Genomic DNA, 22,602 nt, shown 5'->3' on the forward strand with positions numbered 1-22,602 from the left:
GTCAGCTTTCCCCTCTCAGCACATAACCGGCGCCGCGAACGGTTTGAATCATCCGTTTGTGCCCATGCTCCTCCGTTTTCTGCCGCAAGAGAGCGATATAAACCTCCAGCACATTCGATTCACCGCTGTAATCGTAGCCCCAAATTTTCTCCATAATAACGTCCCGCGAAAGCACTCTTCTCGGATTCTGCAAAAACAGATGCAGCAGCTCGAATTCTTTCGTCGTCAGCTCGATGAGCTGTCCGCCGCGGTACACCTCGCGCGTATCCAGATCCATAAAGGTATCCTGGTACTGCAGCTTGTTGGAAGGCTGCTCCGTTTTGTCCGCCGCCTTGCGGCGCAGCAGAACGCGCACCCGGGCAAGCAGCTCCTCCAGTGCAAACGGCTTCACAAGATAGTCGTCCGCGCCGAGATCGAGTCCCTTCACCCGGTCGGACACTTCGTCCTTAGCCGTCAGCATGAGCACCGGCACGTTCGAGCCGCCTTCGCGGATACGGCGTACGACCTCCCAGCCGTCGAGCTGCGGCATCATGACATCCAGGATGACCGTATCCGGTTCGTTCTCCAGAATTTGCTTTAACCCGTCCATCCCGTGGTTCGCCGTAAATACGGTATACCCTTCGAACGCCAAGCTTCGGCGCAGCATAGATGTAATTTTTTCGTCATCGTCAATGACTAGTATTTTCTCTCTCATAAAATCGTATCCACCCGCCTTTCCTTTCTCCATTGTACCAGAATAATGAGGATTGCAAAAAAAAGAAGCGGAGCTTTCGTTGTCGTCCGCTCTGCTTCTTTTTTCATTATTGCATTATTGTTGCTTCTGCGGGTCGATCGTGTTGCGGTCGCCGATCGTAATGTCAACGTTCTGCTTCTTGCCGTCACGTATGATGCCAAGCGTTACTTTGTCGCCGGCCTTTAATTTCTTGATGGCTGCGACTACCTCTTCGGAGGTTTTCATCTTGGTGCCGTTGACTTCGGTGATCACATCGTAAGGACGGATACCTGCTTTAAAGGCTGGGCTTTTGCGCTCGACTTCGGCAACAATCGCCCCTTCCGTATTTTCAAGCTTGAGCTCCGAGATCCAATCTTTATCGATATTTTGCATTTGCACACCGATGTACGGAACCGGCTCTTTCGGAATTTTTACGTTGTTTTTCAGGTTATCCAGCACCGCAGATATCGTACTTGTCGGAATCGCGAAGCCGATACCCTGCGCTTGCGCGCTGACGGCCGTATTGATGCCGATGACTTCGCCGTTCAGGTTCAGCAGCGGACCGCCGGAGTTCCCCGGGTTAATCGAAGCGTCCGTTTGCAGCAAATGCTTGTATTGGCGCGTTCCGTTCTTATCCGGGATATCGACCGGACGCTCTTTGGCGCTCAGCACCCCGACGGTTACCGTATGATCGAAGCCGTATGGGTTCCCGATGGCCACGACCCAGTCGCCCACGTTCAAGCTGTCCGCGCTGCCGATCGGCAGCGTAGGGAATTCCTCGCCTTTTTCCGGCTCGATCTTCAGCGCGGCCAAGTCAAGATCGTAGCTGTTGCCCAGCAATTGGGCTTTATACGACTTCTCGCTGCCATTGGAATTTATTTTTACCCAAATCTCTTCCGCGCCGTCAATCACGTGTTCGTTGGTCAAAATGTAGCCGGTCTTCTCGAAAATAAAGCCGGTCCCTATCCCGCCGGGCTGCAGTTGACCTTCGTTGCTTTTAGGCTGCTGACTGCCGCCGCCGGAATCGTCGCCGAAAAATTGGCGGAAGAACGGATCGTCGAACAACGGATTGCTGGAGCGTCCGGTGCTTTTCGTCTTGACTTTCGTCTCGATCTTGACGACCGCCGGACTTGCCTGCTGCACGATCCCCGAAATATTCGTCGGACGGGCCAAATCGAGCGAAGAAGGCTTCACGTTCCCGTTATTATTGGCTGCCTGCGCCGGTGCGGACGAACTCTGATTGCTGTTTCCGGCCATCATGCCTTGAGCGCCGGTGAACAGGTTCATTTTGTCCGAAGCGAACATCAGCGTGCCGACCACGACCACGCCGGCCATAAACGCAGCAAACATGCTGCGGAAACCGCTCGACTTCTTCGGTGCCGCTCCGAGCTGCCAATTCCCCATCGGACCTTGCTGCTGCTCCCCGGAGTTAAAGCCGAACGTGCGCAGCGCCTTCGGCGGCGTTACTTCCACCGGAGCGGAGCCTTGACTGTCGCTGACCGTCGTGTCCGAAGTGCCGGATTTGTAAGGACCGTAGGAAAAGTAATGAGAGCTTTGCTCGCGGCTCGCCGCCGTTTCCTCTCCCGCGGTCGCCTTCCGGCTATCCCCCTCGGACTCGCTATGCTTCAACTCGTCGGTCGGGCGACGAAAAAGATCATTTTCTTTGTTGCTGCTATTGTTATTACTGTGATCCATCAGAAAAACCTCCATTTCGTATAAGGCTTCAGGATGATTTCTATTCTTGTCTTGCTGTCATGTCTTTATCTTGCACGGGCAACCTTAAAGAAACCTTAAAGAAAAATAAAATGGAGGTAAAAAGAAGGGAGAGAGCAACCCCCTAAATCCCCCTTAGTAAGGGGGATTTAGGGGGTTGCGCCCCTGGACCCGCAAGGTTGTCTGGGGAGTAAGTGCGGCACATTGTTGTTGCTATAGGTGAAGGAACGCGTCTATCCGGCGAGCCTCGGCCCGCCGGATACGCTTACATTTTGGCGCGGCAAAGTTCCGCGCAGCCGTGCGCTGACTGGAAGCGAGGACGGGCCGCGACCGCCGTCAGGCTGGTCGGGAGCGGACAATCGCGGTCCTTGCACGGCGTATCGCTAGTGCTGGAGCGCCGCATGGAAGCGAGGACTCACGACGCCTGCCGTCAGGCTAGGCGCGGGCGGACAGTCGCGGTCCTTGCTCGACGTACCGCTAGTGCTGGAGCGCCGCATGGAAGCGAGGACGCACGACGCCTGCCGTCAGGCTAGGCGCGGGCGGACAGTCGCGGTCCTTGCTCGGCGTACCACTAGTGCTGGAGCGCCGCATGGAAGCGAGGACGCACGACGCCTGCCGTCAGGCCAGGCGCGGGCGGACAGTCGCGGTCCTTGCACCAGCGGTCCGATTATGGCGACGCTTCCTCTCCCCCGCCAACCTTTCGTCGTCCAGGGGCGAAACCCCTGGGGTCCCCCTTACTAAGGGGGATTTAGGGGGTTGTGCACCCCCTTTCGATCTCCCGCAGCAGCGTAGCCGCCCGGTCCACCCACTTGTCCTCCACGGTACCGTCTTTATCGAGCGGCTCCTGAAACTGATCCATTAACGCTCCATAGGTCCTGGCCTGCGCCTCATGATCCAATCCTTCGTTATAGACATGTTTGAGTACGAACGGGGTACCGATTCGGACAAAAGCGTCCGTAGAATCCGTATCTCCGTCCAGTACGCCGCTCGTAACTTCAAACGGGATGCGCAGCCACACTTTATGTCCCTCATCCAAATAGCGGTCGAAGGAACCGTGCTCATAATCCCAGTTGCCGCCTAATGTGAATTCATGCTCGTGCAGATAGCTTCGCACATGTTCGAAAGGCTCTTCCCGCCCTTGCAAAGTCGAATCTAAAGGAACCATCGGCATCTCCTCCAAAATAATGATCGCTGCAATAAAATCACGCTTAGCATGTACCGGGCCAAGTAAAATTATGCCCATCAAGTGGAATATAAACGCCGGCGGGTTCATTGGAACGACCGGCTTGCTTGTCCGTTTTCATACCCTAGTCTGCAAAGAAAAAAAGAAGCCGCTCCTCAAACTTCCGGAACGGCTTCTTTCCTTTACGCTCTTTGTTTTATTTCGTATCAAAAGCGCTGCGCAATCCATCGCCGATGAAGTTGAAGCACATGATCGTCAGGAAGATCATAAAGCCGGGGATGAACGGATACCAAGGCGCATTGTTCAAAATCGTCAAGCTTTGCGCGCTTTGCAGCAAATTCCCCCAGCTCGCAGTAGGCGGCTGAATCCCCAGACCGAGGAAGCTGAGGCTGGACTCCGTCAAAATCATGGTGCCCATCTGCAGCGTTGCGGAGACGATAACCGGGGCGATGGCGTTGGGCAAAATATGTACGAAAATAATCCGGAAATCCGACATGCCGATGGTCCGCGCCGCATCAACGAACTCGCGGTTTTTGACCGAAAGGATTTGCCCTCGCAGCAGCCTCGCCTTGGACATCCAGCCGAATGCGACGAACACAACGATAATATTGAATAAATTCGGCTTCAGGACAGTAACGACCGTGATCAGAACGAAGAAGGTCGGAAAGGACAGCAAAATATCGACGATCCGCATCAGAAAGCCGTCGACTTTCCCTCCATAATAACCGGCCAGCGAGCCTACGGTAATCCCAATCAGCAGGTTAAGGATAACGGAAAAAATCGCGACGGAGAGCGATACCCGGGCGCCGTAAAGGACCCGGCTGAACAAATCCCGCCCTAAATCGTCGGTCCCGAACCAATGCTCGGCGCTCGGCGGCTTCAAACGGCTCATCAGATCCTGTTCCGCGGGATCGTGAAGAGCTATGACGGGCGCAAACAACGCGAGTAGAATGAGTACCGCCATAATCCACAGGCTGACAAAGGCCAGCCGGTTAGCCTTGAATCGTTCCCAAGCCCGACGTTTCGGTTTGGCGGCGGCCGCTGGAAGCTGGGCCTTATTCGTAGTTACGGCTTCATTCATGGATTATACCTTCGCCTCGCTTTTGCTGTAGCTGACCCGGGGATCCAGGATCGCATAAGATAGGTCGGCCAATATGCTGCCGAAGACATAGAGAAAAGCAGTCATTGTCGTAACGGCGAAGATGACCGGATAATCCCGCTGGAAAGCCGCTTCCGTGAATAGCCGGCCGATTCCGGGAATGCTGAAGATCGTCTCGACAATAACGGAGCCCGCGAAGAAACCAGGCAGCGATAGCCCGAACAGCGTTACCAACGGAATCAGCCCGTTGCGCAGACCGTGGACGGTCAATATCCGTCCGCCCCGCAGCCCTTTGGCTTTAGCCGTACGCATGTAATCCTGATTGATGACCTCCAGCATGCTGGAGCGGACATACCGGATCCAGACCGCCACTTCAGAGCAAGCAATCGTAAATACCGGCAAAATCAGGTGAAGCACCCGGTCCCACAGGCCGGACGGCGCATTGATCGTCTGCAGTCCGCCTGACGGCAGCCATCCGAGCTTCACGGCAAAGAACATCATCAACAGAAGGCCAAGCCAAAACCCGGGCAGCGAAATGCCGACGAACGTAATGCCGGACACGAGCTGGTCGAGACGCGAATTCGCTTTAACCGCGCACAAAATGCCGAGTGGAATCGCTATGGCCAAGGCCAGAGCAAAGCTTGTGACCGTCAGCAGCAAGGTATTCGGCAGCCGGTCCCAGATCAATTCTGAGACCGGCTGGCTTTTTTGAAACGAAGTGCCAAAATCCCCTTGCGCCAGGTCGCTGATCCATTTCCAATACTGAATGTATAACGGTTGATCCAAGCCGTAAGACTTGATCATATTCTCTTTATCGATGGCCTTGATCGTCGGATCGTCGACGTACTGGGAGATCGGACTACCCGGAGCCATATGGATAATCAGAAAAGAAATGATCGTAATGCCGATCAGAATCGGAATGGCGTTCAGCAAACGCCGAAGGGCATATCGGGCCACCGGATGTCACTTCTTTCATCATAATTTCGATCATAACGATCAACGGATTTTCTTATTTCGTGAAATACCACTTTTCGACTTCCTTCAAAGCGTCGCGGTTCGGGTTAAAGCCTTCGAGAGTTGCCGGATAAGCCATCGTGGCGGTCGGTGAATAAATGAACGTATACGGCTGCTCTTCCGCGATTATAGCGTCGATTTTGGCCAGCAGCTCTTTGCGCTTGTTCATATCGAACGTGTTCAAGTCTTCGTCGATCAGCCTGTCGACCTCAGGATTTTTATAAGAAATGTAGTTCGATCCCGTCTCCATCGCCGTGGAGTGCCAAATGCCTTGCGGGTTCGGGTCCCCCGAAATGCTCCAGCCATGGAAAAGAGCGACGAAGTTTTTACCCATCCAGTTTTTCGTAAAAGCAGAACCCTCAACAATCCGAGGCTGTACGCTAATGCCGACTTTTTTCAACTGCTGCTGAATTACGGTCAGCGCCTTCTCGCGAACCTTGTTTCCTTGGATCGTTTGCATTTCAAACTCGAATTTTTGACCGTTTTTCTCCAAAATATTGTCGCCGTCCGTATCCTTCCAGCCAGCATCAGCCAAAATCTTCTTCGCCTTTTCCGGATCGTACGGGAATTTCGGCACATTATCCGTGAACGACCAGTAGGATGGAGACGTCTGGCTGTGTACGAGCTTTCCTTGTCCTTCGATGATGTTATCCACGATGCCTTGGCGGTCGATCGCCATCGTAAGCGCCTGACGCACCGATTTATCCTGGAACAACGGATTGGTCAAATTCCAGGCTGCAAACATATAGGTCCCTGTGCCAATCCCTTTTTGCAGCTTGATCTTGCCCGACGTTTTGGCAAATTGCTCGATAGCTTGCAAATTGTCGGCCGGCACTGCAACGACATTAATTTCACCCGCTTGCAGCTGCGCCATCATGGCGTTCGCATCGGGGACGATCTTCGCCGATATTTTCTCGATGGCCGGCTTGCCGCCGTAATAGCTGTCGTTGCGAACAAAGCGCAAATATTGGCCTTGCTTCCATTCTTCCAGCCTGTACGGGCCTGATCCGACCGGCTGCTTCGCGAAGGTCGATTTTTCCATGTCTTTTACGGCAACATCCTTCAGCAAATGCTGAGGCAAAATATTATAAATCAGCATATCGATGTATCCGGCATGCGGCTCTTTGAACGTAAATTTAACGGTCGTATCGTCCGTTTTCTCAATCTTCGCCAATTTTTCAAACGTTCCTTTGCGTGGTCCTTTGTAATCCGGATTCAGCGGAATGTTGTATGTAAATACGACGTCGTCGGCCGTTACCGGCTTGCCGTCGCTAAATTTGGCGTCGTTGCGGATTTTAATCGTCATTTCTTTTTTGTCTTGCGAGAACTGAGGTTGCCCAACCGCCAAATCCGGAACGATTTCCTGTTTATCGTTAAAATCATACAACGAGCTGAACACCAGCTCGATCACTTCACTGGAAACGGTAGTGGTCGCCCAAAAACGGATAAAACCTTGCGGATCCAGCAAATAAGCCGTATTGATTTCGCCGCCGTCCACCTTTTCTTTTTTACTGCCGTTAGCCGCCGCCCCATCGGCCGGCTTCTCGCTCGTTGTGGCGGTTCCGCCGCCTCCGGACGTGCAGGCGCTCAGCAACAGCGCGGTGGTCATCAACGTGGCAAGAGCGATATTTCCCGCTTTGCCGATTTTTTTGAACAACATGGCAAGTTCCCCTCTCTTTTCGATGCCTTCTGCAGGCTGTTTATATGAAATGGCACGAGGCATAATGCCCCGGCTCCGCTTCCTGAAAAACAGGCTTCTCGATTCGGCAGCGCTCCACTGCATGCGGACACCGCGGATGGAACGCGCAGCCTGACGGCGGATTTGCCGCGTTCGGCACTTCTCCTCTTAAGATGATCCGCTCCCGCTTGCCGTCCACATCCGGTTCGGGTACGGACGACAGAAGCGCCTGGGTATACGGATGCTTGGGGCTACCGAACAACTGGTCCCGGCTGGCCAACTCGACAATTTGACCCAAGTACATGACCGCGACCCGATCGGAAATATGTCGGACGACGCTAAGATTGTGCGAAATGAACAAGTACGACACTTTCGTCCGCGTCTGCAGCTCCTCCAGCAGGTTGACGATCTGCGCCTGGATCGAGACATCGAGCGCCGAGACCGGTTCGTCCGCCACGATGAGCTTCGGACTTAACGCAACGGCTCGGGCAATCGCAATACGCTGCCGCTGTCCTCCGGAAAATTCATGTGGGTACATGCTAATCGCATGAGACCTTAGTCCGACCGTATCCAAGAGCTGCTCCGCCCGCTTCATCGCGTCCGACCACTTCAAGCCGCCTTGGACCACAAGCGGCTCGGCAATCGCTTTACCCACCGTCATTCTCGGATTTAACGATGCATACGGGTCCTGAAAGACGCACTGCATCTCTTTCCGGATCGGCCGAAGCTGCCGTTGATTCCAACTGCCGATCGAAGTCCCGTTAAACACGATTTCACCTTCGGTCAGATCGAGCAAGCGCAAAACCAACCGCCCGACCGTCGACTTGCCGCAGCCGGATTCGCCTACAATGCCCAGCGTTTCCCCTTTAAATACCGTAAAGCTGACATTGTCAACCGCTTTGACGGCTCCATTTTTCAAGCTGCCGCCGATGCCAAAATATTTTTTTAACCCTTTAATCTCCAGAAGCGGAGCCCCCACGTGTCGATCATCTCCCTCTCAATCCGTACTAGGTCAAAATACAGCGAACTTGATGTCCCGTTCCGATCTCCCGCAGCTCGGGTAGCCGCTCGCTGCATTCCGCTTTCGCCATCGGACAACGCTCGGCAAACCGGCAGCCGGCCGGAAAAGCACCTGCGGGCGGAACGCTTCCCGCTATCGGGACAAGCCGCCCAATAGCCCCCTGCATGCGTGGCGTCGATTGGAGCAGGCCTTTCGTGTACGGATGTCTGGCATCTGTAAACAACGTTCTTACGTCTGCCGTCTCGACGATTTGACCGGCATACATGACGATGACGCGCGTAGCCATTTCGGCAACAACGCCCAAGTCATGCGTGATGAACAGCACGGACATGTCGGTTTCGCGAAGCAGCTGTCGGATCAGGTCCAGCACCTGAGCCTGAATCGTCACATCCAAAGCCGTCGTCGGCTCGTCGGCAATAAGCAGCTCCGGCTTGCAGGCCATCGCCATCGCCAGCATGACACGCTGCCGCATACCGCCCGACAGTCGGTGCGGATACTCTTTCCGAATCCGCGAAGGCTCCGGAAATCCGACGCGCCGCAGCCAATCCTCCGCAATTGTAACCGCTTCCGATTTGCTTACGCCGAGATGCCGGGTAATCGCTTCGGTCAGCTGCTTCCCGATGGGAAGCACCGGATTCAACGAAGTCATCGGCTCCTGAAAGATCATCGCGATTCGACGTCCGCGAACGCCTGACATCTCCCGATTGCTGAGGCCGACCAAATTCCGACCCCCGAAACGGACTTCGCCGCTCGCAATCTCCCCTGTCCGGGGAAGCAGCTGCATGATCGACAAGGAAGTCATGCTCTTGCCGCAGCCAGATTCGCCTACGAGCGCGACCACTTCGTTCGTTCCGATTTTAAAATCGATGCCATCGACAACTGTCAGTTCCCTCTTTTTGTCTTTAATTACCGTTTTAAGCGATTTCACTTCTAAAAGTGCCTCAGACAAGGGATCACCTTCACTTCCACATTCATTGTGTCATAAAAATTCACTTCGCTGGAATTATTTCGGATGACAGCATCAAATCTCATTATGAAGTTAATTGACCAACTTGTCATTAGAAATTTTAATATTTTACAAATTTTTTTGAATTCTCCTTAAGCACCAGTAAATTAAAGACAAAAAAGAGATGAAAATGTAAATTATTTTCATCTCACAGGAAAATTTATGTTAGTTTCTCAAAGCAGGCTTTCCAATTCTAGAACGCGCGAATGTCCGCCTTTTCCAACCACGCGCCGATATCGCCGATGACCGACTCAACCGTGCCTTCCGCAAACGGTGAAAGCAGTCCTGTCACCTCCACCAGCTCGCGGAACGAACGGCTCCGCAAAGCTTGACGTAATCGTCCCAAGCCCGCTTGCTGTCGCTTTGTGCGCGGGACCAGAATTGGAACGCGCAGATTTGCGCCAGCGTGTAGTCGATATAATAAAACGGCGTGCGAAAAATATGCCGCTGCTGATACCAGTACCCTCCACGATTCAACAAATCGTTCTCCTCCAGCGCCAAATCCGGGCGATAAACCGATTCCAGCTCGCGCCACTTGGCTTTGCGCTCCGCAGGGGTTGCTTCGGGGTACTCGTACACGAAATGCTGGAATTGTTACATTACCACGAAAAAGAGGAAGCCTCGAATTTCCATTCGGGCCTCCTCCTTTGTATCTACGGTATTTTGTTATTGTCTGGCCGATTCGCTGGCGCTCTCGCTCGCGTTGTTTTGAGCCGGCTGCTTCACGTTATTAGCCAAAACTTCTTCGGAAAACTCCGTATCGGTTTTGAGGTTTTTATTTAGATTCACATTTTGATTTTTATTTTTAGCCATCGCTATCACCTCCCCTGATACCCTTTATTATGGGTTTCAAGAAGAGACGTTATGCTAGAAAATTTTTAAAACAGCAGCTCGCTTTTCAGTTGGTTCCAGAGCGTTTCATTAATTTTCCCGTCGCCCCTTTTCACCACGAAGACGTTCAGCGTTTTTTTGCCCCACTCTTTGTAGACCTGATTCTTCGTCTCGAAGTACAAGTCGATCCGATTGCCTTTGATGGCACTGCCCGTATCCGCGACAACCCCGTAGCCGTAGCCGGGAATATAAAGCACCGTTCCGATCGGAAACACCTTCGGGTCGGCAGCGATCGTAGAGAACGCTTCGACATTCCGGGTAACCTTCATTCCGGAAAACGTAACTCCGTATTCGGGATGTCCGGGGCTTTTGCCCGTCGATTCTCGCCCGGCATAGTAACCGGTTGCCGTCACTTCGACGGCTTTATAGCTGGATAAATCTTGTCCTTCGTGGGGAAACAGCTTGTAATTCATCTTACGGCGGCCGCTCGCGGCAGATACAGGTTGCGAGTCGGGCGGCTTGACCTCCGGCTTGCTGACACCGGGTGAATGCAGGGATACGGGAAAAGCGGCGATCGGCGGCTCGTTGTTCGGCGCCGTAGACCGTTTGTAATCCTGTTGTTTTTCAAACCATAGCAAGAAGGACAGCATCAAAGCGATGAACAAGATCCATTTGGCATGGCTTGCGGTTTTTGGTAGCATGAGCTTGGTTTAAACCTCCCCTTATTAGAAGAGGCTCTCCAACATTCGCAAGATCTATACACAGTATCCCTCGAAACAAGCAAGCTGTAACCCCTTAACCTACAAGCCCCCTATAAAATAGCTTCCCATAGACAAATGCAAAGAACCTGCCCCTTCAACAAGGAGCAGGCCTTTCTGCCAAATCATTATCGTATAGCAGCTTACGCTTGCTTGGTCCGAATGTCTTCCCGGATCATCTCGATGACGCTATCTACGCCGTGTGCGCCGAGGTCGCCCTGACCGCGCTTGCGGACAGATGCGCCCGATGTTTGCACTTCGTTTTCGCCGACAACGAGCATGTACGGAATTTTCTCAAGCTGCGCTTCACGAATTTTGTATCCGAGCTTCTCGTTGCGCAGATCGGCTTCGACCCGGATACCGGCGTTTTGCAGCTTCGCTTCGACTTCCTTGGCGTACTCGTCGAAGTTGCCGGATACCGGAAGCACCTTCGCCTGTACCGGACACAGCCAGGTCGGCAGCGCGCCGGCGAAGTTCTCAAGCAAGAAAGCGGTCATCCGTTCCATGGTCGAAATAATGCCGCGGTGAATCACGACCGGACGGTGCTTCTGACCGTCGGCTCCGACGTATTCCAATTGGAAGCGCTCCGGCAGCAGGAAGTCGAGCTGCGCGGTCGACAGCGTCTCTTCTTTCTTAAGCGCCGTCTTGATCTGCACGTCCAGTTTCGGACCGTAGAAGGCCGCCTCGCCTTCCGCTTCGAAGAATGGCAGACCGAGCTCCTCGACCACCTCGCGAAGCATCCGCTGCGACATTTCCCACATTTCGTCGTTTTGGAAATATTTCTCGGTATCCTTTGGATCACGGTACGACAGACGGAAACGGTATTCCTTAATGCCGAAGTCCTCGTACACTTGACGGATCAGGTTCACGACGCGCGCGAACTCTTCCTTGATTTGATCCGGGCGGCAGAAAATATGCGCGTCATTGAGCGTCATCGCCCGTACGCGGTGCAGGCCAGTAAGCGCTCCGGACATCTCGTAGCGGTGCATCGTGCCGAGCTCGGCGATCCGCACCGGCAGGTCGCGGTAACTGCGCATATCGCTCTTGTACACCATCATATGGTGCGGGCAGTTCATCGGACGCAGTACAAGCTCCTCATTGTCCAATTCCATCTTAGGGAACATGTCTTCCTGATAATGCTCCCAGTGGCCGCTCGTTTTGTACAATTCCATGTTGGCAAGCACCGGCGTATAGACGTGCTGGTAGCCGAGACGCTCCTCCAGATCGACGATATAACGCTCCAGGGTGCGGCGTACTTTGGCGCCGTGCGGCAGCCAGATCGGTAGTCCTTGGCCGACTTCGTTGGAGAAGGTGAACATTTTCAGCTCTTTGCCGAGCTTGCGGTGGTCACGTTTTTTTGCTTCCTCCAGCAAGTGCAAATGCTCGTCCAGCTCCGATTTTTTCGGGAACGCCGTGCCGTAGATGCGCTGCAGCATTTTGTTCTTGGAATCGCCGCGCCAGTAAGCGCCCGCTACGCTGAGCAGCTTGAACGCTTTGATCCGTCCGGTGGACGGCAGATGCGGTCCGCGGCACAAGTCGAAAAATTCGCCTTGATCATACATCGTAATGACCGAATCTTCCGGCAGGTCACGAATCAGTTCCAGCTTGAGCGGGTCCTCCAGCTCGCCGAAAATGCTCAGCGCTTCCTCGCGGCTGACCACCCGGCGACGGATCGACAAGTTTTCCTGAACGATGCGTTCCATTTCTTTCTCGATTTTACCCAGATCCTCCGGGCTGATCGACGTTTCCATATCGATATCGTAGTAGAATCCGTCTTCGATCACCGGTCCGATGCCGAGCTTGACGTTTTTGTTCCCGTACAGCCGTTTAATTGCCTGCGCCATCAAATGCGCCGTACTGTGACGGTATACCTCCAAGCCTTCCTCACTGTCCAGCGTAACGATTTGCAGCGCAGCGTCTTCTTGCAGCGGCGTGCTCAAATCGACCAATTTTCCGTTGAGTTTGCCTACGACGGCATTTTTTTTCAGTCCCGAGCTGATCGAGCCTGCTACCTCTTCCACCGTCGTTCCCTGCGGATATTCCTTCACCGCTCCGTCGGGAAAAGTTACTTTTACAGCCATGTCCACTACCTCCAATACATTGTAGAAAATACAAAAAGCGTATCATCCCGAAAGGGACGAGTACGCTTAGCTCGTGGTTCCACCCTAATTCAATCCGCAGCTCTTCATTCCAACACAAGACCGGTCTGCGAATCCTTCATTCATTCGGTAACGGGAATTATCCGGCGATTTATACTACGCGTCTCCGGCCGCTGATAATCAGGCAAGGGGACACTTTCCAAATCACGGCTACAAAGGGGTAACCGATTGACGTTCGCTGAAGGGGATTGCAGCCGGCGTCCCCTCTCTCTGGACAGCACTTCAACCGATCGTATCTTCGATCTTTGCCTTATCCTTTATTATATTCAGCAGCCGTCAAGCGGTCAAGGTTTTGACATAGCCGGCAGTAGCCGCACAGCTCGACACGATTTTCGAAAATTTGCCGGATCGTCTTGATCACCTGCAAATCCGGCTCGCGGGTATGGATATAGATTTGCTGTGGAGACACCGTAATCAGCGTGCTGACAATCATATCCTCGAAATTCATATCCTTCTCCAGCGTTTCGACCGTCACGACGGCATCCGTATCGTTCGTTTCGATCTTCTCCAGATGCTCGCCAAGCAGCATAAACTCATTGCCGCCTTTATGAATCAGATGAACGAACGGAATTTTCGCTTCCTGAATATAGACGAAATATTGCAGCAGTGAAATGAATTCGCGATACTGCCGGTCCATGAGAAATTCGTCGACGGCATATTCGACCACTTCGCGGAGCTCGTTCAAGTAATCCGGCGCCCGGAAGCGCAGAAAGCCGTCCAAATTCAGCTCCGTATACTCTTCGATGTATTCGGTAAGCAGGGCGGTCAGCTTGTTTTTCCGCCGCAGGTACGCTTCACTCTTGTCCGATTTGACCGCCGCCGAATCGCCCCGCTCTCCCAGCATTTGGCTGCAAAAGCCCAAGATGCTGTCCGTCTCTTCGTCCTGCTTGTAATGAAACTCATGGGAGATCATATGACGCAGCAGACGCCGCTCTTCTTCAGCCAATAAATAGTCCGCCACGGCACCGGCTGCCGCTGCATATAGCGCGTGACCATCGGCCTGCAGTTGAAAAGCCGGCATCACCGCGCTCACTTCGACTCGCTGCAGACCGTTCCGCCGGTCCAGAACGATCCGGATCTTGTTCTCCTTATGTAGCCGTTCGCCGAAAAGCTCGACAAGACGCAAAAGCCGGTCAGCCTGAGCTTCGGAGCGTTTCACCATTACGATCGTCAACAGCTTCATCTAGGGTCACACTCTCCTTTCGGGCCTTACGATTCCTTTAAAGTATATGGCTGGACCTTCGCAGATATACAAAGTACAGACACCGGGGATGTAGCAATAACTGTGAGTAGAATTCGTCAGGAGTCGCCCGCAATGATACCAATTGTATTTTTCTACATATATATGATACAATATGTATCAATTACAAAATACGATCCACGGAGGTTTGGTATGCAGCATCTTCGCCAAAGGTTCAAATCACCGGCTGCGGACAAGCTGGTTCGCCTGCACAAAAATATTTACCTTAACCGCAGCGATCCCAAATATCACGAAAAGGTGATCGCGTATCTCGACCCGCACTCTCCCGAGGCGCATTACAAGCTGGGGCAATATTTCGAGAATAACGACAACATCGGCAAAGCGCTACAGCATTATAAAGAAGCGATGAGCACGTATCCGTCGCCGTATTATTTTCCCGCTTCCGGCTCGATCCGGCGGCTGACGAAGGAGAATGCACCGGCCATCCCCGAACCTCAAGCCGCTTCAGGCACAGCTGCGCCACGCACGAAAAGAAATGGCGCTGCTGCCGGTTTAAAAATGCTGCTGCTGGTACTTCTGTTCATCAACGTGCTGCTGCTGGCCCTGCTGTACGGACCGACCGCCGCTTCGAAGGTCGTGTCGGCGTTTATGCCTTGGAGCGTCGGAAAAGAAGTCACGTACGAAAGCGTCGAAACCCCTTTCGTCTTGCATTTCCCTTACGGAGAGCCGCAGAAGGCCGTAGAGGAGGCGCTTCATAAAAAAGCGCTGCAGCTTGCAAACGATCATCCGAAGCAAACGATCGTCCTGTACGGCGTGGCTTCCGGCGTTCGAAACGCGGATAACCAAGCGGTGCCGTTGAACGACGAGCAGCTTAAGATCAAGGCGTTTGTCGTGGCAGAATACAATCCGGCCGTCGATACTTCGGTCAAAATCCGGTTCCTCCACCCGGAATTTCAAAAGCTCCGGACAACAGCCGGAGCCCAATTGATCCGGACGGCGCTTGAGGCTTACGCTACAGATCACGGATCGACCCCCTCCTCCATCGAGCAGCTGTTTCAGCCTTATCCCAATAACTACGCCAGCTATATGCCTATAGAAACGATTACCGGTTCGGCTCATGTCCGAACCGTTTTTGATGGGAGCGGCGGATGGGTTTACGATGCCCGCGCCCAAGACCCCGCGCGTAGGTTTTATCCGAATGTCGCATGGGAAGGCGAATCCGGGACAACAGCCGCCTCCACAAGCCTTCCTTTCGAGCCGATTACGGTGACGATCGACAAAAGCGCTCACTTGCTCCGGCTGAACGCCGGCCCGGTGGTGCTCGCGGAGCTGCCGGTCGGGCTGGGCGCCGACGGCCGAACTCCCGACGGCGCCTTGACTGTCCTGGAACGGGTGCGTGACCCGCAAGGAAGCCGTCCGGGGGCATACGGCACCGCTGCCTTGGGTATGGGCGAGCTCGCTATCCACGGCACCTCCGACGAAGCATCGATCGGCGCAAACCGGTCGCTCGGCTGCATCCGGCTGACGAACGAGGCGATGTCCGCTCTGTACCCGCTTGTGCCCCGGGGCGCTCGCGTCGTCATCGGCAGCGGCGGAACGGGCGGAAGCGAAAGTGCCCTGGTTCTAGTCCAGCCGGAGCTGCTGCTTCCGTCAAGCAAGGACGGCTTGGGCCGGGAGGCAGAGGAAACGGCCAAACACCGTGTCTTTCACTGGTTAGGCTAAGCGTTGGAGCGAGCTATGTATGGCATACGAAAAAAGACGCCTGCCTTCGAGCCGAGGTCGAAGAGCAAGCGTCTTTTTTCGTACTAATTTTGCATAATGAAATCTTTATGCACCTGAACCGTTTCATCGTCGAAGCGGCGCAAAATCTCATAGCGCGTATTGCGCTGCGCGGGAATTTTGCCCGCTTCCCGAATGAGCTGCAGCGTCGAACCGATGTTCACCTTGTGCGTCGTCCCTGCCGCGGACACGACGTTTTCTTCAATCATCGTCGAGCCAAAATCGTTGCAGCCATAGTGCAGCGACAGCTTGCCGACTTCCGGTCCCATCGTCACCCAGGACGACTGGAAGTTCGGAATGTTGTCGAGCATAATGCGGCTGATCGCGACGTTTTTGAGATAGTCTTGCGGCCCCAGCTTCTCCGCCTTCAGATTCGTGTTGTCCGGTTGGAACGTCCAAGAGATGAAGGCCAGGAAGCCCGGCGTATTGTAGCCGTTCGCGATGCATTCGTCCTGCGCGTCGCGGATGCGGAGCAAATGCAGTGCGCGTTCCTCCATCGTTTCGCCGAAGCCGATCACCATCGTCCCGGTCGTATGCATACCGATCTTATGAGCGGTTTGCATGACATCCATCCAGTCGCGCCACGAGCCTTTCATACGGCTGATTTTGCGGCGGGTGCGGTCGTCGAGAATTTCCGCGCCGCCTCCGGGCAGCGAATCCAGTCCGGCTTCGTGAATGGCGCGGATGACCTCCTCCAGAGAAAGGCCGTTCGATACTTCTTTCATTTTCATAATCTCGGCCGGGGAGAACGAGTGCATCGTAATGTTCGGGAACCGCTTCTTGATTTCCTTCAACAGATCGGTGTAATAGCTGAAAGGCAGGTTCGGGTTCGTGCCCCCCTGCATCAAAATTTCCGTTCCGTCAACGTCGATCGTTTCCTGTATCTTTTGAAAAATAACTTCGTCCGGCAGCACATAGCCCTCAGCCGAGCCCGGTGCGCGGTAAAAGGCGCAAAAACGGCAGTACACATCGCAAATGTTCGTATAATTGACATTCCGGCCGATCACGAAGGTCGTCACCGGCTCCGGATGATGCCGCAGCATAATTTGGTTGGCCACATGGCCCATTTTTTCGATTTCGTCCGATTCGTAGAGCGCCACACAGTCTTCCAGACTGATCCGGTTTCCGGCCAGCGCACGATCCAATATCCGGTCGATGGAACTCATCGCTTTCATCTCCTTTATGCTTTCATCCTACCATAAAATACTCCGCTCCTGCCATACTAAAAGACCGCCATTTTCCGTGCAGTGGAAAGCGGCGGCCGTGGTTGTGACCAATTTGTGAGCGTCCGGACAAAGCCATCAAGCGGGATGCGTATGCCGGTGCCCTAAGATTTTTTCTTTGACCAATTGGAGCTGCTGTACCCGTTCCTGGTCGGTCACGAGCGGCTGCGGACGGGCAAAATAAAAGCCTTGCACCATATGCACCCGCATCTCCGAAAGCATGCTGAGCTCTTCCGGTCGTTCCACGCCTTCGGCGATCACCTTGCAGTTCATGTTGTCGGCGAAGTGCAGCAGCGCCTTCAGCAGCGATTGCTTGACGGACATCCGGTCGATCTCGGCAATGACCGATCTGTCGATTTTGATCATGTCGGGCACCAGCTCGGAGATCGACTGCAGGCTCGAATAGCCGGCCCCCGCATCGTCCACGGCAAAGCGAAATCCATGGGCGCGGCAAGCCTTCATGACGGCCCCTATGTATTGAAAATCTCGAATCGCGTGACGTTCCGTAATTTCCAGAACGACCTGCGAGGCCGAAATGGCCGGATATTGCTTCAATGTTTCCAGCAGTTGATGCAGAAACAGCGGATGCCCGAGCGAAACCGGCGTTACGTTAATAAACACCTGCTCTTGAATCGCCCGTGACGAAATTTCCATGAACGCCTTCTTGATGACCAGAAATTCGAATCTCGATAAAAGATCGGCCTGGTAAGCCATATCGAACAGCTCGGCAGGCGTATGGAACGGCGAGTTTTGCGGACCGCGGGTCAAAATTTCCCAACCGTACAATTCGCCGCTGGCCAAATTGAGAATCGGTTGAGCGAGAACGAAAATGCTTTCCTGCTTCAAAATGTCCAGCAGATGCTCCCGGGTCGGGCAAAAATGCGACGGCAGCTTCCGCGTGGCGATGCAGCGGGCATAGTGATAGGCCGTTTGAATGCCGGCGGACGTGTTCTCGAGGTCCGGACCGATGATATAGCATCCGCTTTGCAGCGATACGGAAGCCTGTGCGGCGGCGTCCGCGCTTAATCGCATTCTGCGTGAAACCTCTTTTTGCAGCTCCTGCGCCTTGCGCTGCAGCTCGTCGAACCCGCAAACGGCTTGTTCTTTAACGAAGATGCCGTAATCGTCGAGCGCAAATTGCCGCACTCCGATGACATCTTTGTCCCCGAAGCAGGTGGGCAGCAGCTCCAGGATCGTCTGCCGGATACGACCCTGCAAGGCGCAAAGCCTTGGTTCGGAATAAGTGGAAAACATATGATGAAAATCTTCCAAGTACAGCAAAATAAGCCCGCACGATTTTCCTTGGCTCCGGTACCGTTTGACCAGCGAGAGCACCGGATCGCGAAACGTAAACTCCGGGGGAAAAAAGCGGAGCGCTCTGCTCGGATAAGGCAGCCGTAGTAGCATCCGGATTCGTTCTTTCCACTCACTTGAAGCAAATGAAAACGTCATAAATTCCCCCCTCACCGGCAGCAACAGCTTGTCTCTACTATCATATCACGAGTTCGTTATAGTGAATAGGGAGGTATTCCTTTTTTTCACAAAAAAGCCGATGATCCCCTGAATCATCGGCTTTTCTTCTTCGTTTATCGGTCCGTATACGCTAACGCTTGCTCCAGGTCATCGATAATATCGGCGATATCCTCCAGACCGACGGAATACCGGACGAGCCCGTCGGTAATTCCGCGCTCCAGCCGGACCTCGCGCGGCATCGCCGCATGTGACATCATCGCCGGGTAGGAAAGAATGCTCTCGACCGCCCCCAAGCTGACGGCGACGAGCGGAATGCGCACCTTGGACAGCAGACGCTTGGTCCGTTCCCCGGAACCTGTGTCGAACGAGACGACGGCGCCATAGCCGAGCGATTGCTTCTCGTGAATGTCCCGTCCAGGATGATTCGGCAGTCCGGGATAATAGACGGTTTCGATCGCCGGATGGGCCGCTAGCCAGGCCGCCAGCTGCCGGGCGCTTTGCTCGTGCGCTTCCATCCGGGCCTTCAAGGTCTTCATCCCGCGCATGAGGAGCCACGATTCCTGTATGCCGAGAATGGTACCGAGCCCGTTCTGAATCTGCTTCAGCTGGCGGCCCAGACTTTCGTTCGCAGCAACGGCCAGCCCTGCGGTTACATCGCTGTGGCCGCCAAGGAATTTCGTTGCGCTGTGCAGCACGATATCGATGCCGTATTCGATCGGACGCTGATGGTAAGGTGTCATGAACGTATTGTCCAGCAGGGTCAGCAGGCCATGTTCTTTCGCCCAGCCTGCGACTTCGGCAATATCGGTAATCTTCAGCGTCGGGTTCGACGGCGTTTCGAGGTATACCGCTTTCGTGTTCGGCTTAAGCGCCGCTTTCACCCGGTCCAGATCGGTCATGTCGACGAATGTCGTCTCGATGTTCATCCGGGGCAGGATGGACGTCAGCAGCCGGTACGTGCCCCCGTACACATCCTCCGTGCAAATGACATGATCCCCTGCCGACAGCAGCATGAACGCGCCGGAGATGGCCGCCATTCCCGAAGCAAACGCGAAGCCTCGCTTGCCCCCTTCAAGCAGCGCAATGTAATCCTCCAGCGCCTGCCGGGTCGGGTTGCCGGAACGGGAGTAATCGTACTCCTGTGGCTCGTCGAGCGAAAACTGATGGAACGTCGAAGCCTGATAGATCGGAACGCTGGAAGCGCCGGTCGTCCGGTCGATTTCGCTTCCGAAATGAATCAGCTTCGTGGCGAAAGCGCGGTCTTTATGATGATCGTTCAGATGAGTCCCTTGCGTTGTCTTATCAGCCATGAACCGGTTCCCCTCCTTCAATCTCCTGTTGAGCCAAATCAATAGCGCTTGACAAATCCGCAATCAGGTCGTCCGCGTGCTCGATACCGACGGAATAACGCAGCAGTTTATCGTCCACGCCGACTCTTCTGCGGATGTCTTCCGGGATATCGGCATGGGTTTGAACCGCCGGATACGTCATTAGCGACTCGACGCCGCCCAAGCTTTCCGCGAACGCAATCAGCTTCACGTGGCGCAGGATCGGTTCGATATAGCGCGCATCCTTCATTTTAAAAGAAAAAATACCCGTATTGCCGGACGACTGCTTCTTCTGGATGTCATGGCCCGGGTGGCTTTCGAGCGCCGGATAATAGACCGCTTCCACTTGCGGATGGGATTGCAGGAACGTCGCGATGCGGGTGGCGTTGGACTCGTGGCGCTCCATGCGGATCGCCAATGTTTTCATGCCGCGCATGAGCAGCCAGCTGTCCTGCGGGCCTAAAACCGCGCCGATCGAATTATGCAAAAACGCCATCTCCTCGGAAAGCTCCTTGCCTTTCGTTACGATCAGTCCGGCAAGCACATCGTTATGCCCACCGAGGTACTTGGACGCGCTGTGGATCACAATATCGGCCCCAAGCTCGATCGGACGCTGGAAGAACGGGGTAAGCAGCGTGTTGTCGACGATGGATAGAATGCCTTTTTTCTTCGCCCAGCCGCACACCAGCCCCAAGTCCGTGATCATCATGAGCGGATTGGTCGGCGTTTCGACCAGAACCGCTTTCGTGCCCGGCTGCAGATTCGCTTCCAATGCATCGATATCGTTCGTGTCCACATACGTTGCCGTGACGCCGAAACGGGACATGATGCGCTCCAGCATCCGGTACGTCCCGCCGTACAAGTCGAGGGAGACAAGCAAATGGTCGCCTTGGCTGAACAGCGCAAAGATCGTCTGGAGCGCCGCCATGCCGGAGCTGCAGGCAAATCCCGCGTCCCCGGACTCCAGCTCGGCAATCGCATCCTCCAATACTTTGCGCGTCGGGCTTTTCGTGCGCGCGTAATCGAATCCCGTGCTCTGCCCGAGCTTCGGATGACGGAACGCCGTCGCTTGATATACCGGGAAGCTGACCGCCCCCGTCACCGGTTCCTCCTGAGAGCCGATCTGCGCGAGACGGCTCTCGATTTTCAACTCTGGCTTGGAACAGTTGCTCATATCATATAATCCCCCTTATACAAATCGTACGGCGTCTCTTGGTACACATAATAGTTGAGCCAGTTGGAGAACAGCAGGTTCGCATGAGCCCGCCAAGTGTTGAGCGGCGGCCGGGTCGGATCGTCGTTCGGGTAGTAATTTTTCGGAATCGCGATCTCCATCCCTTTGTCCACGTCGCGGTCGTACTCGTATTTGAGCGTACACGCGTCATATTCCGAATGGCCGGTAATAAAAATTTGCTTTCCGTCCTTCGTTGCGGCGATGTAGACGCCGGCTTCCTCCGATTCCGACAAAATGTCAAGCTGCCCGACCCGGGCGACATCCTGCCGGCGAACGTCGGTATGTCGGGACTGGGGGACGAGAAACAGCTCGTCGAACCCACGCAGCAGCTTCACGTTCGGCGTGGTGATCGTGTGCGGGAATACGCCGAATATTTTTTCGTCAAGCGGGTACTTCGGCACGCCGAAATGGTAGTAGAGACCGGCCTGAGCCGCCCAGCAAATATGCAGCGTCGACGTGACGTGGGTTATGCTCCACTCCATAATCTGCGTCAGTTCTTCCCAATAATTTACCTCTTCGAATTCAAACTGCTCGACCGGCGCGCCTGTAATAATCATGCCGTCGAAGCGTTCGTGCTTGATATCGTCGAATGTTTTGTAGAACTGCTCCAGGTGCTCCAGCGACGTGTTCTTGGATGTGTGCGTTTTCGGGTGCAGTAGAATGAATTCAACCTGTAGCGGAGTGTTGCCGATCAGCCGCAGCAATTGGGTCTCCGTCGTTTCTTTCGTCGGCATCAGGTTTAAGATTACGATTCGCAACGGGCGAATATCTTGACGAAACGCTACGCTCTCGTCCATGACGAAAATATTCTCGTTGACAAGCACTTCCTTGGCCGGCAGATAATCTGGTACTTTGATGGGCATCAGGCTCACTCCTTCAGGTCATTGGATTCGTCGTTCCCCGCACTCCTGCGACTAAAAAAAGACATAAGAAAAGGCCTTTTCTCTATCGCATGAGAAAGGCCTTTGTATAGTTACATCGTCCTCTCTCATCTGTCAGAAGCCGCCTGGCTTCCGCAAGAATTAGCACCGTGCATTCCTTTGCCATGCTGAAAAACATCACGTGTTGTTTACGCAAAGGTCTGTCGGTTGCCGGGTATCATCGGGCTAGTCCCTCCACCTGCTCTTGATAAGAAAGTTTATTCGGTTGTGTCCTTTATGGTACTAGAAAATCCTAAATAGTCAAGGGCC

At 54.1% G+C, this 22,602-nt stretch carries 18 protein-coding genes, 1 pseudogene and 1 riboswitch; of the genes and pseudogenes, 1 reads left to right on the forward strand and 18 read right to left on the reverse strand.

Annotation, left to right across the window (positions count from 1 at the left end; translation table 11 throughout):
- Nucleotide 1: 1 nt before the first annotated feature.
- The 13 genes and pseudogenes from BLO51_RS10455 to ytxC all read right to left on the reverse strand — a co-directional run bounded on the left by BLO51_RS10455 (nucleotide 2) and on the right by ytxC (nucleotide 14,357).
- Nucleotides 2-694: a response regulator transcription factor gene (locus tag BLO51_RS10455; RefSeq protein ID WP_090670772.1), complete on the reverse strand. Its 693-nt coding sequence runs from the start codon at nucleotides 692-694 to the stop codon at nucleotides 2-4.
- 114 nt (nucleotides 695-808) lie between these two features.
- Nucleotides 809-2,407 carry a S1C family serine protease gene (locus BLO51_RS10460; protein WP_090670775.1) on the reverse strand — a complete coding sequence of 533 codons (1,599 nt, stop codon included), beginning with the start codon at nucleotides 2,405-2,407 and terminating at the stop codon, nucleotides 809-811.
- 766 nt (nucleotides 2,408-3,173) lie between these two features.
- Nucleotides 3,174-3,590, reverse strand: a complete 417-nt coding sequence (locus tag BLO51_RS10465) for a YugN-like family protein (RefSeq protein WP_090670778.1) — start codon at nucleotides 3,588-3,590, stop codon at nucleotides 3,174-3,176.
- A 214-nt stretch (nucleotides 3,591-3,804) separates the two neighbouring features.
- Nucleotides 3,805-4,689, reverse strand: coding sequence for an oligopeptide ABC transporter permease (gene opp4C, locus BLO51_RS10470; protein ID WP_090670781.1), 885 nt, complete (start codon nucleotides 4,687-4,689; stop codon nucleotides 3,805-3,807).
- Nucleotides 4,690-4,692: 3 nt separating this feature from the next.
- Nucleotides 4,693-5,664 (reverse strand): ABC transporter permease, encoded by a 972-nt coding sequence (locus BLO51_RS10475; protein ID WP_090670785.1) that lies wholly within the window; start codon nucleotides 5,662-5,664, stop codon nucleotides 4,693-4,695.
- A gap of 52 nt (nucleotides 5,665-5,716) precedes the next feature.
- On the reverse strand, nucleotides 5,717-7,381 hold the full coding sequence (locus BLO51_RS10480) for a peptide-binding protein (RefSeq protein ID WP_090670788.1): 1,665 nt from the start codon (nucleotides 7,379-7,381) through the stop codon (nucleotides 5,717-5,719).
- Between the two features lie 40 nt (nucleotides 7,382-7,421).
- Entirely contained in the window at nucleotides 7,422-8,378 is a 957-nt protein-coding gene (locus tag BLO51_RS10485) for an ABC transporter ATP-binding protein (protein WP_090670791.1), read from the reverse strand.
- A gap of 28 nt (nucleotides 8,379-8,406) precedes the next feature.
- Nucleotides 8,407-9,369: an ABC transporter ATP-binding protein gene (locus BLO51_RS10490; RefSeq protein WP_090670793.1), complete on the reverse strand. Its 963-nt coding sequence runs from the start codon at nucleotides 9,367-9,369 to the stop codon at nucleotides 8,407-8,409.
- 250 nt (nucleotides 9,370-9,619) lie between these two features.
- A pseudogene (locus tag BLO51_RS10495) lies at nucleotides 9,620-10,020 on the reverse strand (M3 family oligoendopeptidase); the annotation flags it as partial.
- A 72-nt stretch (nucleotides 10,021-10,092) separates the two neighbouring features.
- The gene (locus BLO51_RS29185) at nucleotides 10,093-10,239 is read right to left on the reverse strand and encodes a hypothetical protein (RefSeq protein WP_167670167.1); all 147 of its coding nucleotides are present in this window, start codon (nucleotides 10,237-10,239) and stop codon (nucleotides 10,093-10,095) included.
- A 65-nt stretch (nucleotides 10,240-10,304) separates the two neighbouring features.
- Nucleotides 10,305-10,958 carry a 3D domain-containing protein gene (locus BLO51_RS10500; protein ID WP_090670796.1) on the reverse strand — a complete coding sequence of 218 codons (654 nt, stop codon included), beginning with the start codon at nucleotides 10,956-10,958 and terminating at the stop codon, nucleotides 10,305-10,307.
- A 200-nt stretch (nucleotides 10,959-11,158) separates the two neighbouring features.
- Nucleotides 11,159-13,096 carry a threonine--tRNA ligase gene (gene thrS / locus BLO51_RS10505; protein WP_090670798.1) on the reverse strand — a complete coding sequence of 646 codons (1,938 nt, stop codon included), beginning with the start codon at nucleotides 13,094-13,096 and terminating at the stop codon, nucleotides 11,159-11,161.
- Nucleotides 13,097-13,424: 328 nt separating this feature from the next.
- The gene (gene ytxC, locus BLO51_RS10510) at nucleotides 13,425-14,357 is read right to left on the reverse strand and encodes a putative sporulation protein YtxC (protein WP_090670800.1); all 933 of its coding nucleotides are present in this window, start codon (nucleotides 14,355-14,357) and stop codon (nucleotides 13,425-13,427) included.
- A 210-nt stretch (nucleotides 14,358-14,567) separates the two neighbouring features.
- Here ytxC and BLO51_RS10515 point away from each other — a divergent pair, with 210 nt between their 5' ends.
- Nucleotides 14,568-16,097, forward strand: coding sequence for a L,D-transpeptidase (locus BLO51_RS10515; protein WP_167670168.1), 1,530 nt, complete (start codon nucleotides 14,568-14,570; stop codon nucleotides 16,095-16,097).
- A gap of 83 nt (nucleotides 16,098-16,180) precedes the next feature.
- On the opposite strand, the gene mqnC is transcribed toward BLO51_RS10515, so the two are convergent.
- The 5 genes from mqnC to metA form a co-directional block, all read right to left on the reverse strand.
- A complete protein-coding gene (gene mqnC, locus BLO51_RS10520; RefSeq protein WP_090670807.1) occupies nucleotides 16,181-17,320 on the reverse strand; it encodes a cyclic dehypoxanthinyl futalosine synthase in 1,140 nt (379 codons plus the stop codon).
- Between the two features lie 135 nt (nucleotides 17,321-17,455).
- Nucleotides 17,456-18,829, reverse strand: a complete 1,374-nt coding sequence (locus BLO51_RS10525; protein WP_090670809.1) for an EAL domain-containing protein — start codon at nucleotides 18,827-18,829, stop codon at nucleotides 17,456-17,458.
- A 134-nt stretch (nucleotides 18,830-18,963) separates the two neighbouring features.
- Nucleotides 18,964-20,160, reverse strand: coding sequence for an aminotransferase class I/II-fold pyridoxal phosphate-dependent enzyme (locus BLO51_RS10530; protein ID WP_174551230.1), 1,197 nt, complete (start codon nucleotides 20,158-20,160; stop codon nucleotides 18,964-18,966).
- Complete coding sequence (locus tag BLO51_RS10535; protein ID WP_090670812.1) at nucleotides 20,153-21,352, reverse strand: aminotransferase class I/II-fold pyridoxal phosphate-dependent enzyme; 1,200 nt, start codon at nucleotides 21,350-21,352, stop codon at nucleotides 20,153-20,155. The genes BLO51_RS10530 and BLO51_RS10535 overlap by 8 nt, the downstream gene beginning before the upstream one ends.
- On the reverse strand, nucleotides 21,349-22,275 hold the full coding sequence (metA, locus tag BLO51_RS10540) for a homoserine O-acetyltransferase MetA (RefSeq protein ID WP_090670815.1): 927 nt from the start codon (nucleotides 22,273-22,275) through the stop codon (nucleotides 21,349-21,351). The genes BLO51_RS10535 and metA overlap by 4 nt, the downstream gene beginning before the upstream one ends.
- Before the next feature lie 122 nt (nucleotides 22,276-22,397).
- A riboswitch (SAM riboswitch) is annotated at nucleotides 22,398-22,547 on the reverse strand.
- Between the last annotated feature and the right edge of the window lie 55 nt (nucleotides 22,548-22,602).

This window comes from Paenibacillus tianmuensis (assembly GCF_900100345.1).
In the GTDB taxonomy this organism is placed as follows: domain Bacteria; phylum Bacillota; class Bacilli; order Paenibacillales; family NBRC-103111; genus Paenibacillus_G; species Paenibacillus_G tianmuensis.